The sequence below is a fragment of the uncultured Campylobacter sp. genome, assembly GCF_938045405.1.
Classification (GTDB): Bacteria; Campylobacterota; Campylobacteria; order Campylobacterales; family Campylobacteraceae; genus Campylobacter_B.
The window spans coordinates 1-18,479 of record NZ_CALIMW010000095.1; the positions used below are offsets into that span (position 1 = coordinate 1).

Sequence of the window (18,479 nt, forward strand, 5' to 3'; positions counted from 1 at the left end):
ACGACGATTGAGATGCCTAGGCTGATGTCGCAGGCGCCCTTTACGATTTTGTTTAAATTTTTCGTTACTCTCATCTAAAATCCGTAAAATTTTAAAATGCAGCCCTCAAAGCGCCGCCATCGCTTCGTCCGCGGCGTTTAGCGCAAAGTCGATCTGCGCTTCGTCCATCGTGGTGCAGATAAAGCCCGTCTCAAACTGACTAGGCGCCAAAAATACGCCGTGCTTAATCATCTCGCCGTGAAATTTCGCAAAGCGCGCCGTGTCTGCCCGCAAGGCGCCGTCGTAGTCGCGCACCTCTTCGTCTGCGAAAAAGTAGCCGAACATCGAGCCTACGCAGGCGGTTTGCAGTGCGATACCGCGGCGCTGTGCTATGGCGCAAAGCCCGTCCGTAAGCCTGCGGGCAAGCTCACCAAGCCTTTCGTAAAGGCCGCTGCTAGCGTAAATTTTACTTAGACTGGCGATGCCCGCGGCCATTGCGACGGGGTTTCCGCTTAGCGTGCCCGCTTGATACACCGCTCCTAGCGGGCTTATCATATCCATGATTTCGCGCTTACCCGCAAACGCCGCCACGCTCATACCGCCGCCGATGACCTTGCCGAAGGTTACCAGATCGCCGCGGACGCCGTAGATGCCGTAGCTGCCTAGCTCGCTCGCGCGAAAGCCGCTCATTACCTCGTCGATTATCAGCACGATCTTTTTCTCGTCGCACAGCGCGCGAAGCTCGGTTAAAAATTCTGGATCAGCGGGTACTAGGCCCATATTCCCCGCGATCGGCTCGATGATGATAGTGCCGATGTCGTTTTGCGCTAGGACGTCTTTAACGCTTTGTATGTCGTTGTATCTGGCTAGGTAGGTATTTTTTGCGATATCCTCCGGTACGCCCGCGCTGCTTGCGTTACCGAAGGTGCTTGCGCCGCTGCCTGCTTTGACGAGCAGGCTGTCGCTGTGGCCGTGATAGCAGCCCTCAAATTTTAAAATTTTATCCCGTCCGCTAAAGGCGCGCGCAAGACGGATCGCGCTCATCGTGGCTTCCGTGCCGCTGCTGGTAAAGCGGATCTTATCTAGGAAATCGAAATTTTTTAGCACGAGCGAGGCAAGCTGCGTCTCAAGCGGGCTGGATGCGCCGAAGCTTAGCCCTTTTTTGGCGGTCTGCACGACGGCGCGCTCAATGTCGGCATCTGCGTGACCGAAGATGAGCGGCCCCCAGCTCTGCACGAAGTCGAGATATTTTTTGCCCTCGACGTCGTAGATGTACGAGCCCTCGCCGCGATCCACCATAAAAGGCTCGCTGCCGACGTTACCGAATGCTCGCACCGGCGAATCGACGCCTCCTGGGATAAGTTTTTGTGCTGCTAAAAATTCATCGTGATTATTCATTTTTTCTCCTTCTTTTTGGGTTGATTTATCGATTTTATATATTTGTAGATGATGATGATCTCGTTTTGCGTCAGGAAGTAGCTAGGCATCACGTCGCGCGAGCTGCTGATCCCGTCGGCGAGCTCCTGAAGCGAGAGATTGTTGATCGGCGGTGCGTTTAGGGCGCGCTCATAGTAGGCGCCCGAGGTGCGGTTAAATTCTTTATACGTCGCGATCAGCGAGCCCTCGCCCCTCTCGCCGTGGCACTTGTTGCAGCCGATGCCGCGGGGGTTTTTATACAGCATCGCGCCGTACTCCTCATCGGTGATAAAGCTCTCGGCTTGTGCGCCGCGAGGTAGAAAAAATATGGCCGCGTTTAAAAATAGCGCTAAAAATATGAAATTTCGCATCTTCTCTTTTCGAATTTTTGGCGCAATAATATAAAAAATGTGCTTAAATTTCATAACGCAGCTATCTTCTCTATCCCCTCGAAATAAAAGACGTTTAGCTCATCCTCCCTGCGGTAGAGGAATTTTAGCCCGTGCGCCTTGGCGATATTATCGACGATGTAAAGCCCGAGACCGAAGCTTTGCTTGGCGTTCGTGCCCTTGACGAAGGCTTCTTTGTAGTAGCTAAAGTCCTTCTGTAGTGGCTCGCCGAGTGTTATGAAGTCCATCGCCTCGGCATTTAGGCGGATTAAAATTTTACCGTCTGAGGCGTATTTGACGGCGTTGTCGATTAAATTTTTCACCGCGACGCAAAAGAGCTTCAGATCGACGTTTAAGCTCAGGCCTAGCGGATTTTGCAGCGTGACGCAGCCGGGCTCGATCATCGCGATGCCGAGCGCCTCTTTTAAAATTTCATCCATTGAAAAAATTCCGCATTCGCCTAGCGCCGTGCCCGCAGTCGCGCGCTCGACCGCCGCAAATTCGTTGATTAGGCTCTCTAGCCGCTCAAAGACCGAGATGAGGCGCTCCTGATTTTTACCGCGCTCAATCATCTCGACGGCGATGCGACCCTTTGTGATGGGAGTTTTGAGCTCGTGCATTATGTTTCGCAAAAACAGATGGCGCGATTCGTTAAGCTTATTTATCTGCGTGACCGCTTCGTAAAATGCGTGCGAAACCTCGGAAATTTCGTCGTTTCCTACGCTTACGTCCTTGATCTGAAGATCGCCTTTAGCAAATTTATCGATCTGGCGTTTGAGCTTGCGAAGGGGGCGAATTTTGCGGATGATGAAGATATACGCAAGCAGGATAATCACCAAAATGACGCCGTAGATCGCTTTGAAAATATCGTAGCGGTAAGGCTGATACTCCTTGTCGTTTAAAAGCCGCGTCTCGCCAGCGTGAGTGATTTTTAGATAGTGCTTACGTTTAAAAAGCAGGATATCAGCAGAGCCGATGTCTGCGGAGATGCTATCTAAAATTTCGGCGCCTTTGATGATCTCATCGCGCTTAGCTTCATCTCGGATGGTCGAAAACTCGAAATTTGCGACCTGACGGTCATATTCGGCTTCGCTGATGAGCTTGCTCATCTCATAGAGGTTCGCGCGCGCGACGATGGAGTATTTGGAGTTTAGCTCGCGGGTGTAGTTTTGCTGATCGTAGCCGATGAGCCAGAGTAGGGCGAGCGAAACGCCCACAGCAGCGAGCGCGAAGATGAACGTGATGGTGTAAAAAATCGACGATCTTACTTTCATTAAATTTATATGATCCTTAAATTTTTAAAATTTCAAAGCTTTGAAGCTGCGGGCTTGCTTTGCTTTGAAGCGCGGGCTTGCTTTGCTTTGAAGCGCGGGCTTGCTTTGCTTTGGCGCGCGGACCGGCGTGCCCAGCTTTAAATTTGCAACGCGTCTTAAAGGCACAGCGCGTAAATTTTAAAATTTCATCGCAAAGCAGAGCGCTTTTAAATTTTAGCAGTTCTGTTACTTTAAATTTTAAAATTTTGCCTTTTCGCTGCCCTCGGCTCTGTTTTTTACGGCTCGTCATCGTCTACAGCGCCGAATTTTGCCGAAATTTATAACAATAAAATTCCGTGCGCATCTAATCGCGTGCTAAATATAACTATAAAATTTTATCGTAAAATTTTAACGCTTCAGATACGGCGACTTAAATTTGAACGGCAAAACCGCGCGGATTTTGCACTTGCGCCTTAAATTTCGCCGCACCAAGACCGATTAAATTTAAAGCTTTAAAACTACGGGCATTTAAATTTCATCGCGCCGCCAGCCCAGCGCAAGCTTGCTCATTGTATCAGCTTATAGCCTACGCCGCGGATGGCATGGATGTAGCTGGGCGCCTTGGACGTTTCGCCGAGTTTTAGGCGGATGCGGCCGATAATGACGTCGATGCTTTTGCTCGAGGATTCCTCGCTTATGGAGCTGCAGTTGTAGATGAGCTCCTCGCGGGTGATCGCGCCGCCTTCCTTTTTGATGAGATACGAAAGCACGTCGTATTCGGCGATGGTGAGCGACAGAGGCTGTCCTTTGAAGCTGATGACGTGGCGGAAATCGTCCACTTCGAGGTCTTTTTTGGGCTTGGCGGCGCGCTGAAGCGAGTTTATGTCGTAGCGCTCGATGTGGCGTTTGATGCGCGCCAAAAGCTCTTGCGGATTATAGGGCTTTGGCAGATAATCGTCCGCGCCGAAATCAAAAGCGTTGATCTTATCGGTCAGATCGTGGCGAGCGCTTGAGATTATGATCGGTATATCGGTATTTTTGCGGATCTCTTTGCAGACCTCAAGTCCGTCCATCCCAGGAAGTGTGAGGTCTAAAATCACGAGGTTGAAATTTTCTAAATTTAGCTTGGAAAGCCCCAAAAACGGATCGTCCGCAACGGTGATATCAATATCGTATTGTTGCAGATATTCGCTTAAAATTTCGGCGAGTTCTAAATCGTCCTCTATCATTAAAATTTTAGTCATAAAAAACCTTTGAAATTTTGCGCGGATTATAACAAAATATAGTTTATATATTTTAAAGCGGCAAATTTGGGCGAAATTTTATAAAAATGAAGCGCGGAGGGGTAAAATTTTGAAATTTTTCGAAACCGGGCGAAATTTCAAAAATCAGCCCCAAAAATATGGCGAGATTTTAAAATTTAAAGAAGCAAAATCTGAAAAATTGACGAATTTGGGCTAAATTCGGCTAAATTTTGCCGATTTTTGCGTTTTTTTCTTAAAAAACTATTGTATTTTTTGCGAAACTATTGTAGAATACCGCCCAAACCACTTTATTTTAAAGGATTAGCATGAAAAAAGCTGATTTTATCCAAGTAGTTGCCGAGAAGGCAGGTCTTTCTAAAAAAGATACCGTTAAGGTAGTAGATTCTGCACTTGAGGCTATCAAAGAGCTTTTGGTAAAAGGTGATGACATAAGCTTCATTGGCTTCGGATCTTTCGGTATTGCAGAGCGTGCAGCTCGCGAGGGTAAAGTTCCTGGCACAAACAGAACTTACAAATCTCCTGCTACTAAAGTAGTAAAATTTAAAGTTGGCAAACAGCTAAAAGAGGCTGTTGCAGCTGCAAAAGGCAAGAAGAAAAAATAATTTTCTTGCTCCAAGCCCCGTCTTCGGGGCTTATCTTTTTTAAATTTATACAATCAAAACTTTTTTAAAATGCCCGAGTGGTGAAATTGGTAGACGCACCAGACTCAAAATCTGGCGAGGGCGACCTCGTGTCGGTTCGATTCCGACCTCGGGCACCATAAATCTTCTTTAAATTTTGTCCGGAATTTCAACCGCCTTTTATGAATTTCAACTTGCTATAAAATTTTTTATACTATTATTACCGCGGTATTTCTTTAAAAGAGGCAATTATTTATGATACGTAAAATTCTTATCGCTAATCGCGGCGAGATCGCGGTTCGCATCATTAGAGCTTGCAGAGATCTGCATATTAAAAGCGTCGCGATCTACACCAAACCCGATATCGATTGCTTGCACGTAAAAATCGCCGATGAGGCCTACGAAGTAAGCGCGGACGCGCTAAAAGGCTATCTGGACGCCAAAAAGATCGTCGAAGTCGCCAAGGAGTGTGGCGCTGATGCGATACATCCTGGATACGGCTTTTTGAGCGAGAATTTTGACTTTGCAAGAGAGGTCGAGGACGCGGGCATTATCTTTATCGGTCCAAAGCCCGACGTTATCCGCAAAATGGGCAACAAAAACATCGCTCGCTATTTGATGCGCAAAAACGGTATCCCGATCGTACCAGGTACTGAAAAGCTCAATCACGAGAGCATGGATACGATCAAAAAATATGCGCGCGAGATCGGCTATCCTGTGATTTTAAAGGCTAGCGGCGGCGGCGGCGGACGCGGTATCCGCGAGGTGTGGGACGAAAAAGATATGCAGAGCGCCTACGACTCGTGCACGAGGGAGGCGAAAACATTTTTTAACAACGATGAAATTTTTATGGAAAAACTCGTCGTCAAGCCGCGCCATATCGAGTTTCAGATCATCGGCGACAATTACGGCAACATCATTCACCTCTGCGAGCGCGATTGCTCGATCCAGCGCCGCCACCAAAAGATTATCGAGATTGCGCCGTGTCCCTCGATAAGCGAGCATCTACGTAAGACGATGGGTACGACTGCGGTAGCCGCGGCGAAGGCGGTGAATTATACCAACGTCGGCACGGTAGAATTTCTACTTGATGATTACAACAACTTCTATTTTATGGAGATGAATACCCGCATCCAGGTCGAGCACGGCATTACCGAGGAAGTTACGGGCGTCGATCTTGTCGTACGCCAGATCCGCATCGCAAACGGCGAAATTTTAGAGCTTGAGCAAAGCGATATTAAGCCGCACGGCTACGCGATCGAGGCTAGAATCACCTCCGAAAACGTCTGGAAAAATTTCACCCCCGTTCCCGGCACCGTTAGCGATTATTATCCCGCGCTAGGTCCCTCCGTGCGCGTCGATAGCCATATCTACAAGGGCTATAAAATTCCGCCGTTTTACGACTCGCTTCTAGCCAAGCTAATCATCAAAACCACCGACTACGACCTGGCCGTCAATAAGCTAGAGCGCGCGCTGAAGGAGTTTCGCATCGAGGGAGTGCGTACGATCATTCCGTTTTTGCTCAGCATCAGCAAGTCGCGTGAGTTTCGACTCGGCTTTTTCGATACAAGCTATGTAGAGAAAAATTTAGACAAAATTTTAGAAAACACCATCGACGATATGCAGCCGAATAAAAACGAAGCGATCGCCGCTATCGCTGCTGCGATGCGCAAATCGGCGCGGATTTAGGAAAGAGCATGGATTTTTTAGATAGCCTAAAAGATATAAAAAAGGATATGCTTAAGGACAAGGCGGCAAGCTCCGCGCCCAAAAAGCCCAAAAAACCGAATTCAAATCGCGACGAGTTTAAAGATATTTTCAGAGATGATGATTCAAGCTTGCAAAGCGAAAGCGGCTTAGACGGCGTCGCGACGGAAGAGTTTGACGTAGCCAAAGAGAGCATCGCCGCACGCGAAAAGCGCCTCAAAGACGAGTTTTTAAAATACGTGGACGCGGCAAATATCAAAAAGCTGAATGACTGAAATTCCATTTTGTACGCTGGATTTTTCTTGTCCTTATCTGGACGGCAGAGCCGCGCGCAGCGAGTATCTCTACATAAAAGACTGCGACTTCGAGTATAATTCAAGCTTAGTGCAACACGGCTATCGCCGCTTCGGCAGGTATTTTCAAAAGCCCATTTGTGCGGGATGTGCGGAGTGCAAAAGTCTACGCGTCGATGCCGCAAATTTTAAGTTTAGCAGATCGCACCGTCGCGTCTATAAAAATAATCGCACGACCGCCTATGTATGGCAATCTCGCCCGCTTTTAAACGATGCGCGTTTGGAGCTTTTCGCGCTCTATCACGACTACATGCATCTAAAAAAGGGCTGGCCTCTGCAAGAGATCGATTTTGAGCGATATGATGAAATTTACGTCCAGGGCCACGGCGACTTCGGCAAAGAAATCTCTTACTACGGCGAGGACGGACGGCTTATCTGCGTCGATCTCATCGATATCGTGGATGACGGCATTAGCTCGGTGTATTGCTACTACGATCCGTATCTGCCGCATCTAAGTCTGGGTAAATTTTCGCTTTTAAAACAGATCGAGTTCGCCCAAGATCTGGGGCTGCGCTGGATATATTTGGGCTACGCGGTGAAGCAGTGCCCGAGCCTGGCGTATAAATTTAGCTACGAGCCGTATGAAATTTTAAACTCATACACAGAGCTAGACGTCCCCGCTGTGTGGGAGAGGCGCGTACAGAGATAAGGTTCTGCGCGCGGGTACCCCGAGCAGCCTAGACAGACATACGCGCTGTGCGGTACGTGGAAGGATAAGCTCCGCTCGCCCCCGCAGTCTATAAATACGGCGTGCGGTAGAGGTCATGCCGCCGCGCAAAATTCGCTCGCGCGCAGATAAGACGCGGTATGTTAAAAGCGCCTCGGCGTCAAATCTCGCGCTGAAATTTCGCGCGCTATGAGTCTTCAAGGCTTTTGAGTCACGGCAGGCGTTAAATTTTGCGCTGAAATTTAGCACCGCTCGGCCTGCGAAAATATCCGCGGCGAGGAAATTTAAGGCGATGGAATTTAAAATGAGGGCAGATGGATTTGCAAATTTTACGGCAGGCTCGGCATTTGCATATTGCAAGACGACACACGCGACTTTTGGGCGTACTTGGCTCTTGAGTGCGCGCGAAAAAGGGCGATTAGTTTCGGCGCTGCAGCAACTAGCTTCGGTTCTTTAGCAGACACCGCCGCGTAAGCGGCGGAGCGAAAAGAAAGCGGCTGATTCAGGGTAAATTTATCAGTTCGACTTTGTTTTCCAGCGATTTTGGGATCAATAAAACCTTGCCGTCGCTTGAGATGTCCGCGGGCCTTTGCATCGCGCCGAGGTTTATTTTGCGTATCTGTCCGTTTGCATCGATACGCCAAATTTTACCGCTTAAAAGGTCCTCACCCCAGTCGCTAACTAAAATTTCGCCGTTTTTTCCGCGCGCTATGCCGTAGAAAACCCCCTTCATATCGGCAAAGATCGAAATTTCGCGAGATTTCAGATCCATGCTTAGCACGCGCCCCGGGACCTTTCCGCTAAGATCGAAGGTAGTGATCAGAAGCTTGTCGCCTTTGAGCAAAAGCGCGCCCGCATTGCCGAGCGATGGGTCGATGCGTGCGAACTCATCGTAGCTTTTTGCGTTTAAATTTATGCTGTAAATCACGCTGCGCGCATTATCGCTTGCGAGCAAAACCTCGCTGCCGAGCGCTACGATGTCGTTTAAAGCCTGCGCTCCCTCGATTTTTAGATTGAAAACCTCCTGACCTTTGCTAAAGCCTCTGATCGCGTCCAGATCGCATACGTATAGCACGTCGCCGATCTGCGCCATCCCGCCGGGATTTACCAGATCGTCTATAAAATTTGTCTCAACGACATTGGAATTTTTTACGATCCTGCTTATAAAGCCGCTCCTGCCTAGCGAATCTTCGTTTTTGCCGCGATTTGCGATGTAAAAAGCGTCCTCAGTAATGAGCGAGCCCTCGGGCGCACTGAATCCATCGAGCTCCAAGCCGAAAAGCGCGCCCGCCAAGGCGCACGAAAGTAGAACTTTTTTCATAATCTCTCCTTGATCTCGCCAAAATTTTAAGAATTTTAAAATTTTAAGGGAAGCGACGAGTGCTGGGTTAAAATTTTAAAATTCGCAGCGAGCTTTAATATGAGCGAAATTTAAACCCGCAGAGCAAATAAAAGCGCAATTTTAATTAAACAAAGCGGCTTAATCGGCAAAATTCTAGCGGGTCGGAAGGCCTTGCTTCGCGCGTCGTTTTTAATTTGATGCGTCGAAGCCAAAGTGAGTAGGTTTTGTACGCTTTGGTTTACGCCGCCACTCGTGGAATTACGCTGTAAAATTTAGCCACATCGCGCGGACCGTAAGTTTCGCATACGTAATTTATTTAGGCAGTTTCTTTAAAATTTTAATTCTACGAGCGGATATTCTTTTGCAAATTGTGGGCGTGATTTTGATTCGCAGATGAAAGCGTTACGTTTAAAGACGCCTCCGCTTTAAAATTTGATTTAATTTAAACAAAGTGTGATTAAAATGCGATTTAAATTTTATGTACCACGGGTGTAAATTGCGGTCGCGAAAAGAGAACCTGCCGCAAAAATTATTTAAAATTTGCAGTGCACAAAACGCCCTTTGAAATTTAAAAATTTTAAAACGAACCTAGGTACTTTTCAAAAATTTAATACACGAAATTCAAGTGCACGGACTAATCGCAACCGTTTGCTTGAATTTTAAATCGCAAAACTTAAATTATAGAATTTAACGCGCGCGCCGAAGCGGGAAGTGAAAATCTAAAGCGCTCTGGCTGACTTAGATGCTAAAATCCTCGCCGAGGTAGAATTTGCGCACATTCGGATCGCTAGCTATCTCTTTTGCGGTGCCGCCGGCGAACAGCTCGCCGTCTTTGATGACGTAGGCGCGGTCGCAGATCGCAAGCGTTTCGCGGACATTGTGATCGGTTATGAGCACTCCGATGCCAAGATCGCTTAAATCGCGCACGATGCTTTGGATGTCGTTAACGGCGATCGGATCGACGCCTGCAAACGGCTCGTCCAAAAGCAGAAATTTCGGCGTTATCATCAGGCTTCGCGCGATCTCGCAGCGTCTGCGCTCGCCGCCGCTTAGGCTTACGCCTTTGCGTTGGCGGATCGGCTCGATATTGAGTAGATTTAGCATCTCATCGACTTTTTGCGAGGCTTCAGCCTTGTTTTTGTAGGTGATCTCCGCGGCGAGCATTAAATTTTCCTCTACGCTAAGCTCCTTAAAAACGCTACTTTCCTGCGGTAGGTAGCCTATGCCGAGCTTGGCGCGCTTGTGAAGCGGAACCTTTGCGATGCTGCACTCATCAAGCAATATATCGCCGCCGCTAGCGCTTATCAGCCCGCAGATCATATAAAACGTCGTGGTTTTGCCCGCTCCGTTGGGTCCTAGCAGCCCCACAATCTCGCCGTTGTAAAGCTCCAGCGAGATGCCCTTAATGATCGGCGTGCCTTTTATGGTTTTTTTAAGACCCCTGACTTCCAGTTTATGCATAGCTTACCTCGTATTTTCGCCCTTGCGCGTGCGGCGTGATCCTCACTACGCAAAAATCAAGCTCATATTTTTTAAGTAAATTTATCAAATTTTCATCCGCCCATTCGATCAGATGAAGCCCCTCTTCAAATAAATTTTCAAATAGTCCGTTTTTTAAAATCCCCTCGCAGCCGCCGTTGTAGATGTCGTAATGATAAATTTGTCCGTAGTTTTGCATGATCGAAAATGTAGGCGAGCTCACGTGCTCGTCTAACCCGTGAGCCCGCACGATCGCGCGCGCAAGCGTCGTTTTGCCGCTGGCAAGATCGCCTATTAGCAAGATTATGCCGCTTTTTGGCAGAGCTTGCACGAGGCGTGAAATTTCATCCTCGCCGCAGACGAGTTCAAAGCTCTTGGGCATACTTTGCTTGCTCGCTTTTGGGCGTATTTTTCGCGCTAGGAAAGGCTAGGACTTTAAAGCTTTGTTTTCTATCCAAAAAGCTTATCGTGATTATGTCGCCGATTTTAAGCTCTTTGGCGGGCTTTGCTACGACGCCGTTTACGGCTACGACGCCGCTTTTGCACATATCTTCGCTGATGGCGCGCCGCTTAGTGATATTTACTGCGTTTAAAAATTTATCGATTCTCATAGGCGTGAGTTTAGCGATATTTGCCTTAAAAGCAACTATTAAACTATTTTTGGTAGAATTTCGCCAAATTTTACGTAAAGGATTTGAGATGGCAAAAAAAGATGTAAAAAAGGTCGTTTTGGCGTATTCTGGAGGACTTGATACTAGCATTATTTTAAAGTGGCTCGGCGATACTTACGGCTGCGATGTGGTGACTTTCACCGCAGATATCGGCCAGAACGAGGATTTGGAGCCGATCAAAAACAAAGCTGTGAAACTGGGCATCAAAAAGGAAAATATCTTCGTAGAGGATCTGCGCGAGGAATTTGTGCGCGATTACGTATTTCCGATGTTTCGCGCAAACGCAGTTTATGAGGGCGAGTATCTTTTAGGCACATCGATCGCGCGCCCGTTGATCGCTAAAAAGCTAGTTGAAATTGCTAAAAAAACCGGTGCGGACGCCATAAGCCACGGTGCGACCGGTAAGGGTAACGACCAAGTTCGCTTCGAGCTTGGCGCATATGCGCTAAATCCCGATATTAAGGTGATTGCGCCGTGGAGGCTGTGGGATCTGAACTCTCGCGAGAAGCTGCTTGCTTACGCTAAGAAAAACGGCATCGATATCGCTTCAAAGCCCGGCAAGTCGCCGTATTCGATGGATGCGAATATCCTTCACATCTCCTACGAGGGCTTGGTGCTGGAAGATCCTGCCCATGCGCCTGAGGAGGATATGTGGCGATGGACCGTAAGCCCTAAAAATGCGCCAGATAAGAGCGAGATCATCGAGATCGAATACAAGCAGGGCGATCCCGTAAAGCTAAACGGCAAGACGCTTAAACCGCACGAGATGCTAGCAGCGCTTAACGAGCTTGGCGCTAAAAACGGCATCGGCAGGCTCGATCTAGTAGAAAATCGCTACGTCGGCATGAAGAGCCGCGGCTGCTACGAAACTCCGGGCGGCACGATCATGCTAAAGGCTCACCGCGCGATCGAGAGTATCACGCTAGATCGCGGCGCGGCGCATCTAAAAGACGATCTAATGCCGCGCTACGCCGAGCTTATCTACAACGGCTTTTGGTTCAGCCCGGAGCGCTTGCTGCTTCAAGAACTGATAAATAAATCCCAAGAGCACGTAAACGGCAAGGTTAAGCTAGAGCTTTATAAGGGCAACGTGACCGTGCTGGGCAGGGAGAGCAAGAGTGATAGCTTGTTTAATACAGATTTTGTGACGTTCGAAGAGGACAAGGTTTTCAATCAAAAAGACGGCGACGGATTTATCAAGCTAAGCGCGCTAAGATTTATCATCGCAGGCAAGAACGGACGCAAGCTTTAGCTGAAATTTTGCCGCAGGGCGGACGGGCAAATTTCGCAAAACGAAATTTTAAAATTATCGGAAAAGCGCGAGCGGCTGCGGGCAAATTTCATAAAATTTCACGAAATTTTAGATCCGTCCGCGCCGCTTATAAAATTTTATAAATTTAAGGCTAAATTTAAAAGGATAATGGATGAAAGTATTATTGATCAAAGACGTTAAGGGGCTCGGAAAGGCGGGCGAGGTAAAGGAGGTCAAGGACGGCTACGGCAACAACTTCCTAATCGGCAAAGGTTACGCCAAAGCCGCTACGACTGAGGTTTTGCGTAAATTTGAAGCGGATAAGAAAAAGCAAGCCGAGCTAGAAAAATACGAGGTCGCAAGCTTGCAAAAACTAGCCGAGGAGCTAGCTAAGATCCGCGTAAAGATCGTAAAGCAGACGGGCGAGAGCGGCGCGCTTTTCGGCTCGGTGACCAAAGATGAGATCGCAACCGCGCTAAAAGAGCAAAAGGGGATCGAAATCGATAAGAAAATTTTAGAGACCGAGGCTATCAAAACGACCGGGATCTACGACGTAAATGCCAAGCTAAAGCACGGTATAAGCGCTAAATTTGAGATAGAGGTGGCTAGTGTTTGAAGCGACTACCATTTTAGCCTACAAAGGCGCGAAGGCCTCTGTCATCGGCGGTGACGGGCAGGTGACGTTCGGAAACACCGTCCTAAAGGGCAACGCGACTAAAATTCGAAAGATCGGCAAAGATGGGGGCGTCCTAGCGGGCTTTGCGGGCAGCACCGCCGATGCGTTTAATCTTTTTGATATGTTTGAGAAGTGCTTAGATGGCGCAAAGGGCGATCTTTTAAGGGCGGTGATAGAATTTAGCAAGCAGTGGCGCAAGGATAAGTATCTGCGAAAGCTCGAAGCGATGATGCTGGTGCTGGACCGCAAAAATATCTTTCTGCTTAGCGGTACGGGCGATGTGGTAGAGCCGGACGACGGCAAGATCGCAGCGATCGGAAGCGGCGGAAATTACGCTCTTAGCGCGGCGCGAGCTTTGGATAAATTTGCAAGCCTAGACGAAGAGGAGCTCGTAAAGCAGAGCCTTAAGATCGCGGGCGAGATTTGCATTTACACGAATGAAAACATCAAAACATACGTAATTTGGGACGAAAAGAGATGATGACGCCAAAGCAGATCGTAGAGAAACTAGACGAATATATAATCGGACAAAATAGCGCAAAACGCACGATAGCGGTGGCTTTGCGAAATCGCTACCGCAGAATGGCGCTTGAAGATGAGATGAAAAACGAGGTGATGCCCAAAAACATCCTAATGATCGGATCTACCGGCGTGGGCAAGACCGAGATCGCTCGCAGGCTTTCGAAGATGTTCGGGCTTCCTTTTATCAAGGTCGAGGCGAGCAAATATACTGAAGTAGGCTTCGTGGGGCGCGACGTGGAGAGCATGGTGCGCGATCTGGCTGCCGCGTCGGTAAATTTAGTGCGCGGCGAGGAATTTGAAAAAAACAAAGACAAGATCGATGATTACATCAAGCGTAAAATTTTAGAAAAAGTCCTTCCGCCGCTTCCGCGCGGAGCGAGCGAGGAGAAGGTCGCAGATTACGAAAAGAGCTACGAAAAGATGGCGACCAAGCTCGAGCGCGGCGATCTGGATGATCTTAGCATCGAGATTGAAGTGAGCGAAAACGCGCTTGAGTCAAATCCAAATTTGCCGCCCGAGATGGCGAATATGCAGGAAAGCTTCATCAAAGTAATCGGAATTTCGACGCGCAAAAGCAAAAAAGAGATGAAGGTAAAAGACGCCAAAGTTGCCCTTAAAAGCGAGGCTAGCGAGAAGGTCCTCGATATGGAGAGCATCAAGGCCGAAGCCGTTAGGCGCGCGCAAAACGAGGGCATTATCTTTATCGATGAGATCGATAAGGTGGCGGTCTCAAGCGGAAATAGCGGCAGGCAGGATCCGAGCAAAGAGGGCGTGCAGCGCGATCTGCTTCCGATCGTGGAGGGCAGTAGCGTAAGCACGAAATTCGGCAATATCGACACCGATCACATCCTTTTTATCGCCGCGGGCGCCTTTCATATCAGCAAGCCGAGCGATCTCATACCCGAACTTCAGGGGCGCTTCCCGCTTCGCGTCGAGCTTGACAGCTTGGACGAGGCGGCGCTGTGTGAAATTTTAACGAAGCCAAAAAATTCGCTTCTTAAGCAGTACTCGGCGCTTTTAAAGACCGAGGGCGTGGAGTTGGAATTTAGCGAGGACGGGGTCAAGGCGATCGCGAAATTTGCGGCGAGTACGAACGAAAAAGTCGAAGACATCGGCGCTAGAAGGCTACATACGATAATGGAAAAGGTGCTTGAGGATATCAGCTTCGAAGCGGATAAGTTTAAAGGGCAAAAGATCGTCGTGGATGAAAAGCTCGTAAGCGAAAAGCTCGCAGACATCGCAAGCGACGAGGATCTAGCGAAATACATTTTATAAGGCGGCGCGGTAGCTGCTCTTAGAATTCTGCAGAGTCGCGGAATTTTGCAGTTTTTAAATTTACAAAGTGCTAGAATCTTAGGTATGAAATTTAGCGAAATTTTAAAATGCGCAGAAATTTTATCTTTTTAAATTTGACGATGCTTTAAAATTTTAAGTCTGTAAAATTTCAAGAACGATCTAAATTCTATGCAGTGCCGACTATATATAATGTTGTCGTGGGATAGAATTTAAAATTTCGCGATCAATTTATGAAGTTGCGGAATTTGCGGCTAGTAGAATTTGGGATAGATAAAATTTTGCGCCGAGGCGGGTAAAATTTATCGCTACCGCGCGGCTTGAAATTTTAAATTTTACCCGCTTATATGATGGCGGAATTTCAAATTTCAGCCGCTCGTGCAAGAGCCGGCCTGCACAAAACGAGATTTTAGAATTTGCTTCCTAGAGCTTAACGTTGCGGCCGTGAGCAGAATAAAATTTTATAAATTTAAGGAAAATATGAAAAGCGGATTTGTAACGCTCATCGGGCGGACGAATGCGGGCAAGAGCTCGCTGTTAAACTATCTCTGCGGCGAGAAAATTTCGCTCGTTTCGCATAAAATCAATGCCACGCGCCGCAAGATTAGCGGCATCGCGATGAATGGCGCGGATCAGGTGATTTTTACGGATACGCCGGGGCTGCATGAAAGCGCCAAGCTGATGAATAAGCTGATGGTTGAAGTGGCGCTCGGGGCGATTGAGGGTTGCGATTTGGTGCTGTTTTTGGCGCCCGTGCACGACGATACCGCGGAATACGAAAAATTTTTAAATTTAAACGCAGGCACGAAACACATTGTGATTTTAACTAAAATTGACGAAGCAAACGACGAAAAGATCGTGCAAAAGCTGCTGCAATATCAAAAATTTACCGATAAATTCGAAGCGATAATCCCCGTTAGCATCAAAAAAAAGGTCTATAAAAAGCAGGTTTTGGACGAAATTTGTAAAATTTTGCCCGAGCATGAGTATTTTTACGATCCTGAAATTTTAAGCGCGACCAACGAGCGCGAAATTTATCGCGACTTCATACTTGAGGCGATCTTTGAGAGTATGAGCGACGAGATCCCGTATTGCAGCGACGTCGTGATGGAAAAAATAGTGGAAAAACCGGGTCTAACCTCGGTATATGCGCGGATCATAACGGACACCAATTCACACAAAGAGATGTTGATCGGCAAAAACGGCGAGGCGATCAAGCGGATCGGAATTCGAGCCAAAAAGTTAATTTCAAATTTTTCTAAGGTCAAAATTTACTTAAAATTAACAGTTTTTGTAAAAAAAAGCTGGAAAAATGACGAATTTAGGGTAAAAACCGATTTTATCTATTGACATTTTATTTTATTTCTATTAGTATTAGCAGCGTAGAAAATTTCATTTGGAAGTGGAGTGTTATGGCAAAGAATAGTAAAAATGCTAGTTCGATTGTTGCGATTAACAAAGTCACGCAAACCATATTCGGTCTAAGTGAGAATGAAGTTTTCGAGCACGACTTCTCAAAAGCGAATCGTGCGAAGGAAACTTACGTCTCATATATTCCGTATAAGGATATAATGACTGCGACGGTCGAGATAAGCAGATCGGTAGAGGACGCGGATCTTTTAGATGCGATCGTCGTTAAGGTGTATGAGGAGCTGGGGCTTGACACCGCTTTGGATTACAAAATCACCTATAGTGAGGTAATAGGCGCTGGCGGCGATGATAGAATTTTCAACGTCTTTGTCGTAGATAATGCCAAACTCACTTCAGAATTCGATGCGATCGCCGCTAGGACGAACTACATCGACTATGTGGCTATGGCTCCGTTTTTATACGAGGGCTTGTATAATAGAGGCGTCCTAACTCGCGACGGAATCGATTGCTTCATCTACTTGCAGCGCGACGATGCGTTTTTGGTAGTGTATCAAAACGGCGAATATTTTCAATCTCGTCAAGTAAGATACAACCTAAAATTCTTGCATGAAAAATATGTTGAGCTAGTCGGCAGTAGAGTCGATGAAGAGAGCTTTTATAGATTGCTCTCCAAACAGGGAGTAAATTTAGAAAATCCGACCGAACGCGATTATATGATCCAAATTTTTGACGATATGTTTTACTACATCAACGACGTATTGAACGGTATTAGTAAAATTTACAACGTCAATATCCAAAACGTCTATATCGGAACGGATATCGGTAAAATTCCTGCGATAGAGGTTTTTGTAGAAAACAATCTAAAGCTAAGATACAAGGATTTTAATTTTAACGTTGCAATCAACGCAAAAGATTATCCGCTCACTCAGCTAGATATTTTGATGTTCTTGGTGGGTCAAGATTATTTGATTACCAAAGACGATGATCACAACTACTCACCGTTTATGAGACCTCCGCCTTTGACCCAAAGATCAACCGGCAAGCTGATAGGCTATATGCTGCTAGGCTGCTTACTTGGGGCTGCATATCCTGCGTATAATTTTGGCTACGGCTATTATAATAATATGGTAGCTGATGATAAAACTAGCGAATATAAAGGTTTAGAGGAAAAGATGGGTCCCGCTAGAACTGAAAGTGCGCGTTTGGATAAAGAGACTAAAGAGGTAAATGCCCAGGCTGCTAAGAGTGGCAAGGAGCTTAATGACAGGCGCGATCTAATTAATGCCATCTTAGATAAGAAAAATAATTACGCTATGAAGGGTGTTTCTATTTTTGAGCTAACCAATATGGTCGTTAAAAATAAGGGCAATATGGTTAGGATCGGTGATGAGAATAGGACTCTAACTGTTCAGGTGCGCACCAAAAACGATAAGCAGATGACCGAGCTTTTAGAGGATATCAGTAAAAAAGAGGTGTATGGCGTGGATACTAAAACAATCGCGCTACAAGAGGGTAATAAAACCATCTTTTACGATAGCAATATCAGTGTGGAGGTTAGATAATGAAAAAGAAAAGTTCATTAGATCAACTTGATCAATGGTTTGCCTCCAAGGGAAATAGTGCAAATAACTATTTTTACATAGCTTTATTGTTTGTAGGTGTGGTAGCTTACTTTATTTTGAGTAACTATGCGGATCCGTATTTAGAAGAGAGCGAGACAAATCTAAGTACTGCCACGACTAAGCTTGAAGGCGCACAAAGAGAGTATAACGAGTTTTTTGGCGGTGATCCTGATGCTTTTGTTAATAATAAACGCAATATCCTCAATGGTGCTAGGACCAACCTTAACAATATTATTGAAGAGCGTGGGTATCTAGACGGTAAGCTAAAAGAAATTTCGAAGCTTACCTATAATGAAAAGAACTGGGCTAAATTTATGGATAGCCTCTCAACGATCGCAGAGAATAACAATATTAAAATTTATGCTATTCACAGCGATAGAAGAGAGCCTAGCATCAAACAAATTTTTCAGCCTGAAGCTTTGCTGGATATAGATGTGAAATTTGAAGGAGCATTTTCGAATGTCCTTAGGTATATCAACCTTATAGAACAATCGGAGATGATCGTAGATGTAAATAAGATGGATATCAATGCCACTAAAAATGGCAAAATCGGTGGAAGCATCGGTATATCTATCTGGGGAGTAAATTACTAATGAAAAAGT

At 46.7% G+C, this 18,479-nt stretch carries 20 protein-coding genes and 1 tRNA gene; 12 read left to right on the forward strand and 9 right to left on the reverse strand.

Translation table 11 applies throughout. From position 1 onward, the window contains the following. Positions 1-105 precede the first annotated feature (105 nt). The 5 genes from hemL to Q0140_RS03430 form a co-directional block, all read right to left on the reverse strand. On the reverse strand, positions 106-1,377 hold the full coding sequence (gene hemL, locus Q0140_RS03410) for a glutamate-1-semialdehyde 2,1-aminomutase (RefSeq protein WP_297961909.1): 1,272 nt from the start codon (positions 1,375-1,377) through the stop codon (positions 106-108). Beyond that, positions 1,374-1,766, reverse strand: a complete 393-nt coding sequence (locus tag Q0140_RS03415; RefSeq protein WP_297961912.1) for a cytochrome C oxidase subunit III — start codon at positions 1,764-1,766, stop codon at positions 1,374-1,376. The genes hemL and Q0140_RS03415 overlap by 4 nt, the downstream gene beginning before the upstream one ends. Positions 1,767-1,816: 50 nt before the next feature. Then, positions 1,817-3,058 (reverse strand): ArsS family sensor histidine kinase, encoded by a 1,242-nt coding sequence (locus Q0140_RS03420; RefSeq protein WP_297961915.1) that lies wholly within the window; start codon positions 3,056-3,058, stop codon positions 1,817-1,819. Positions 3,059-3,074: 16 nt separating this feature from the next. Beyond that, positions 3,075-3,347, reverse strand: coding sequence for a hypothetical protein (locus tag Q0140_RS03425; RefSeq protein ID WP_297961917.1), 273 nt, complete (start codon positions 3,345-3,347; stop codon positions 3,075-3,077). 256 nt (positions 3,348-3,603) lie between these two features. Continuing rightward, complete coding sequence (locus tag Q0140_RS03430) at positions 3,604-4,281, reverse strand: response regulator transcription factor (protein WP_297882598.1); 678 nt, start codon at positions 4,279-4,281, stop codon at positions 3,604-3,606. Between the two features lie 326 nt (positions 4,282-4,607). Here Q0140_RS03430 and Q0140_RS03435 point away from each other — a divergent pair, with 326 nt between their 5' ends. From Q0140_RS03435 to Q0140_RS03455, 5 genes are all read left to right on the forward strand, one after another. Further along, positions 4,608-4,904: an HU family DNA-binding protein gene (locus Q0140_RS03435; RefSeq protein WP_177389243.1), complete on the forward strand. Its 297-nt coding sequence runs from the start codon at positions 4,608-4,610 to the stop codon at positions 4,902-4,904. A gap of 71 nt (positions 4,905-4,975) precedes the next feature. Next, positions 4,976-5,062, forward strand: a tRNA-Leu gene (locus Q0140_RS03440). Between the two features lie 115 nt (positions 5,063-5,177). Continuing rightward, positions 5,178-6,611 carry an acetyl-CoA carboxylase subunit A gene (locus Q0140_RS03445; protein WP_297961920.1) on the forward strand — a complete coding sequence of 478 codons (1,434 nt, stop codon included), beginning with the start codon at positions 5,178-5,180 and terminating at the stop codon, positions 6,609-6,611. Between the two features lie 8 nt (positions 6,612-6,619). After that, positions 6,620-6,904: a hypothetical protein gene (locus tag Q0140_RS03450; protein ID WP_297961923.1), complete on the forward strand. Its 285-nt coding sequence runs from the start codon at positions 6,620-6,622 to the stop codon at positions 6,902-6,904. Then, on the forward strand, positions 6,897-7,631 hold the full coding sequence (locus tag Q0140_RS03455) for an arginyltransferase (protein ID WP_297961926.1): 735 nt from the start codon (positions 6,897-6,899) through the stop codon (positions 7,629-7,631). Before Q0140_RS03450 ends, Q0140_RS03455 begins: the two co-directional genes overlap by 8 nt. 520 nt (positions 7,632-8,151) lie before the next feature. Here the strand turns inward: Q0140_RS03455 and Q0140_RS03460 are convergent. From Q0140_RS03460 to Q0140_RS03475, 4 genes are all read right to left on the reverse strand, one after another. Continuing rightward, on the reverse strand, positions 8,152-8,970 hold the full coding sequence (locus tag Q0140_RS03460; RefSeq protein ID WP_297961929.1) for an ATP-binding protein: 819 nt from the start codon (positions 8,968-8,970) through the stop codon (positions 8,152-8,154). 759 nt (positions 8,971-9,729) lie between these two features. Then, entirely contained in the window at positions 9,730-10,452 is a 723-nt protein-coding gene (gene lptB / locus Q0140_RS03465; RefSeq protein ID WP_297961932.1) for an LPS export ABC transporter ATP-binding protein, read from the reverse strand. Next, positions 10,445-10,852, reverse strand: a complete 408-nt coding sequence (tsaE, locus tag Q0140_RS03470) for a tRNA (adenosine(37)-N6)-threonylcarbamoyltransferase complex ATPase subunit type 1 TsaE (RefSeq protein ID WP_297961935.1) — start codon at positions 10,850-10,852, stop codon at positions 10,445-10,447. Before tsaE ends, lptB begins: the two co-directional genes overlap by 8 nt. Beyond that, the gene (locus Q0140_RS03475; protein ID WP_297961938.1) at positions 10,836-11,081 is read right to left on the reverse strand and encodes a S4 domain-containing protein; all 246 of its coding nucleotides are present in this window, start codon (positions 11,079-11,081) and stop codon (positions 10,836-10,838) included. The genes tsaE and Q0140_RS03475 overlap by 17 nt, the downstream gene beginning before the upstream one ends. Positions 11,082-11,169: 88 nt before the next feature. Between Q0140_RS03475 and Q0140_RS03480 the strand changes: the two genes are divergently transcribed. The 7 genes from Q0140_RS03480 (at position 11,170) to Q0140_RS03510 (ending at position 18,470) form a co-directional block, all read left to right on the forward strand. After that, entirely contained in the window at positions 11,170-12,393 is a 1,224-nt protein-coding gene (locus Q0140_RS03480; RefSeq protein ID WP_297961941.1) for an argininosuccinate synthase, read from the forward strand. Between the two features lie 172 nt (positions 12,394-12,565). Beyond that, positions 12,566-13,009 carry a 50S ribosomal protein L9 gene (rplI, locus tag Q0140_RS03485; protein ID WP_295152082.1) on the forward strand — a complete coding sequence of 148 codons (444 nt, stop codon included), beginning with the start codon at positions 12,566-12,568 and terminating at the stop codon, positions 13,007-13,009. Further along, entirely contained in the window at positions 13,002-13,550 is a 549-nt protein-coding gene (gene hslV / locus Q0140_RS03490; protein WP_297961944.1) for an ATP-dependent protease subunit HslV, read from the forward strand. The genes rplI and hslV overlap by 8 nt, the downstream gene beginning before the upstream one ends. Further along, on the forward strand, positions 13,547-14,866 hold the full coding sequence (hslU, locus tag Q0140_RS03495; protein ID WP_297961946.1) for an HslU--HslV peptidase ATPase subunit: 1,320 nt from the start codon (positions 13,547-13,549) through the stop codon (positions 14,864-14,866). Before hslV ends, hslU begins: the two co-directional genes overlap by 4 nt. Before the next feature lie 498 nt (positions 14,867-15,364). Further along, positions 15,365-16,234, forward strand: coding sequence for a GTPase Era (gene era, locus Q0140_RS03500; protein ID WP_297961949.1), 870 nt, complete (start codon positions 15,365-15,367; stop codon positions 16,232-16,234). 62 nt (positions 16,235-16,296) lie between these two features. Then, on the forward strand, positions 16,297-17,817 hold the full coding sequence (locus Q0140_RS03505; RefSeq protein WP_297961951.1) for a hypothetical protein: 1,521 nt from the start codon (positions 16,297-16,299) through the stop codon (positions 17,815-17,817). Further along, the gene (locus Q0140_RS03510) at positions 17,817-18,470 is read left to right on the forward strand and encodes a hypothetical protein (RefSeq protein WP_297961954.1); all 654 of its coding nucleotides are present in this window, start codon (positions 17,817-17,819) and stop codon (positions 18,468-18,470) included. The genes Q0140_RS03505 and Q0140_RS03510 overlap by 1 nt, the downstream gene beginning before the upstream one ends. Positions 18,471-18,479: the final 9 nt, after the last annotated feature.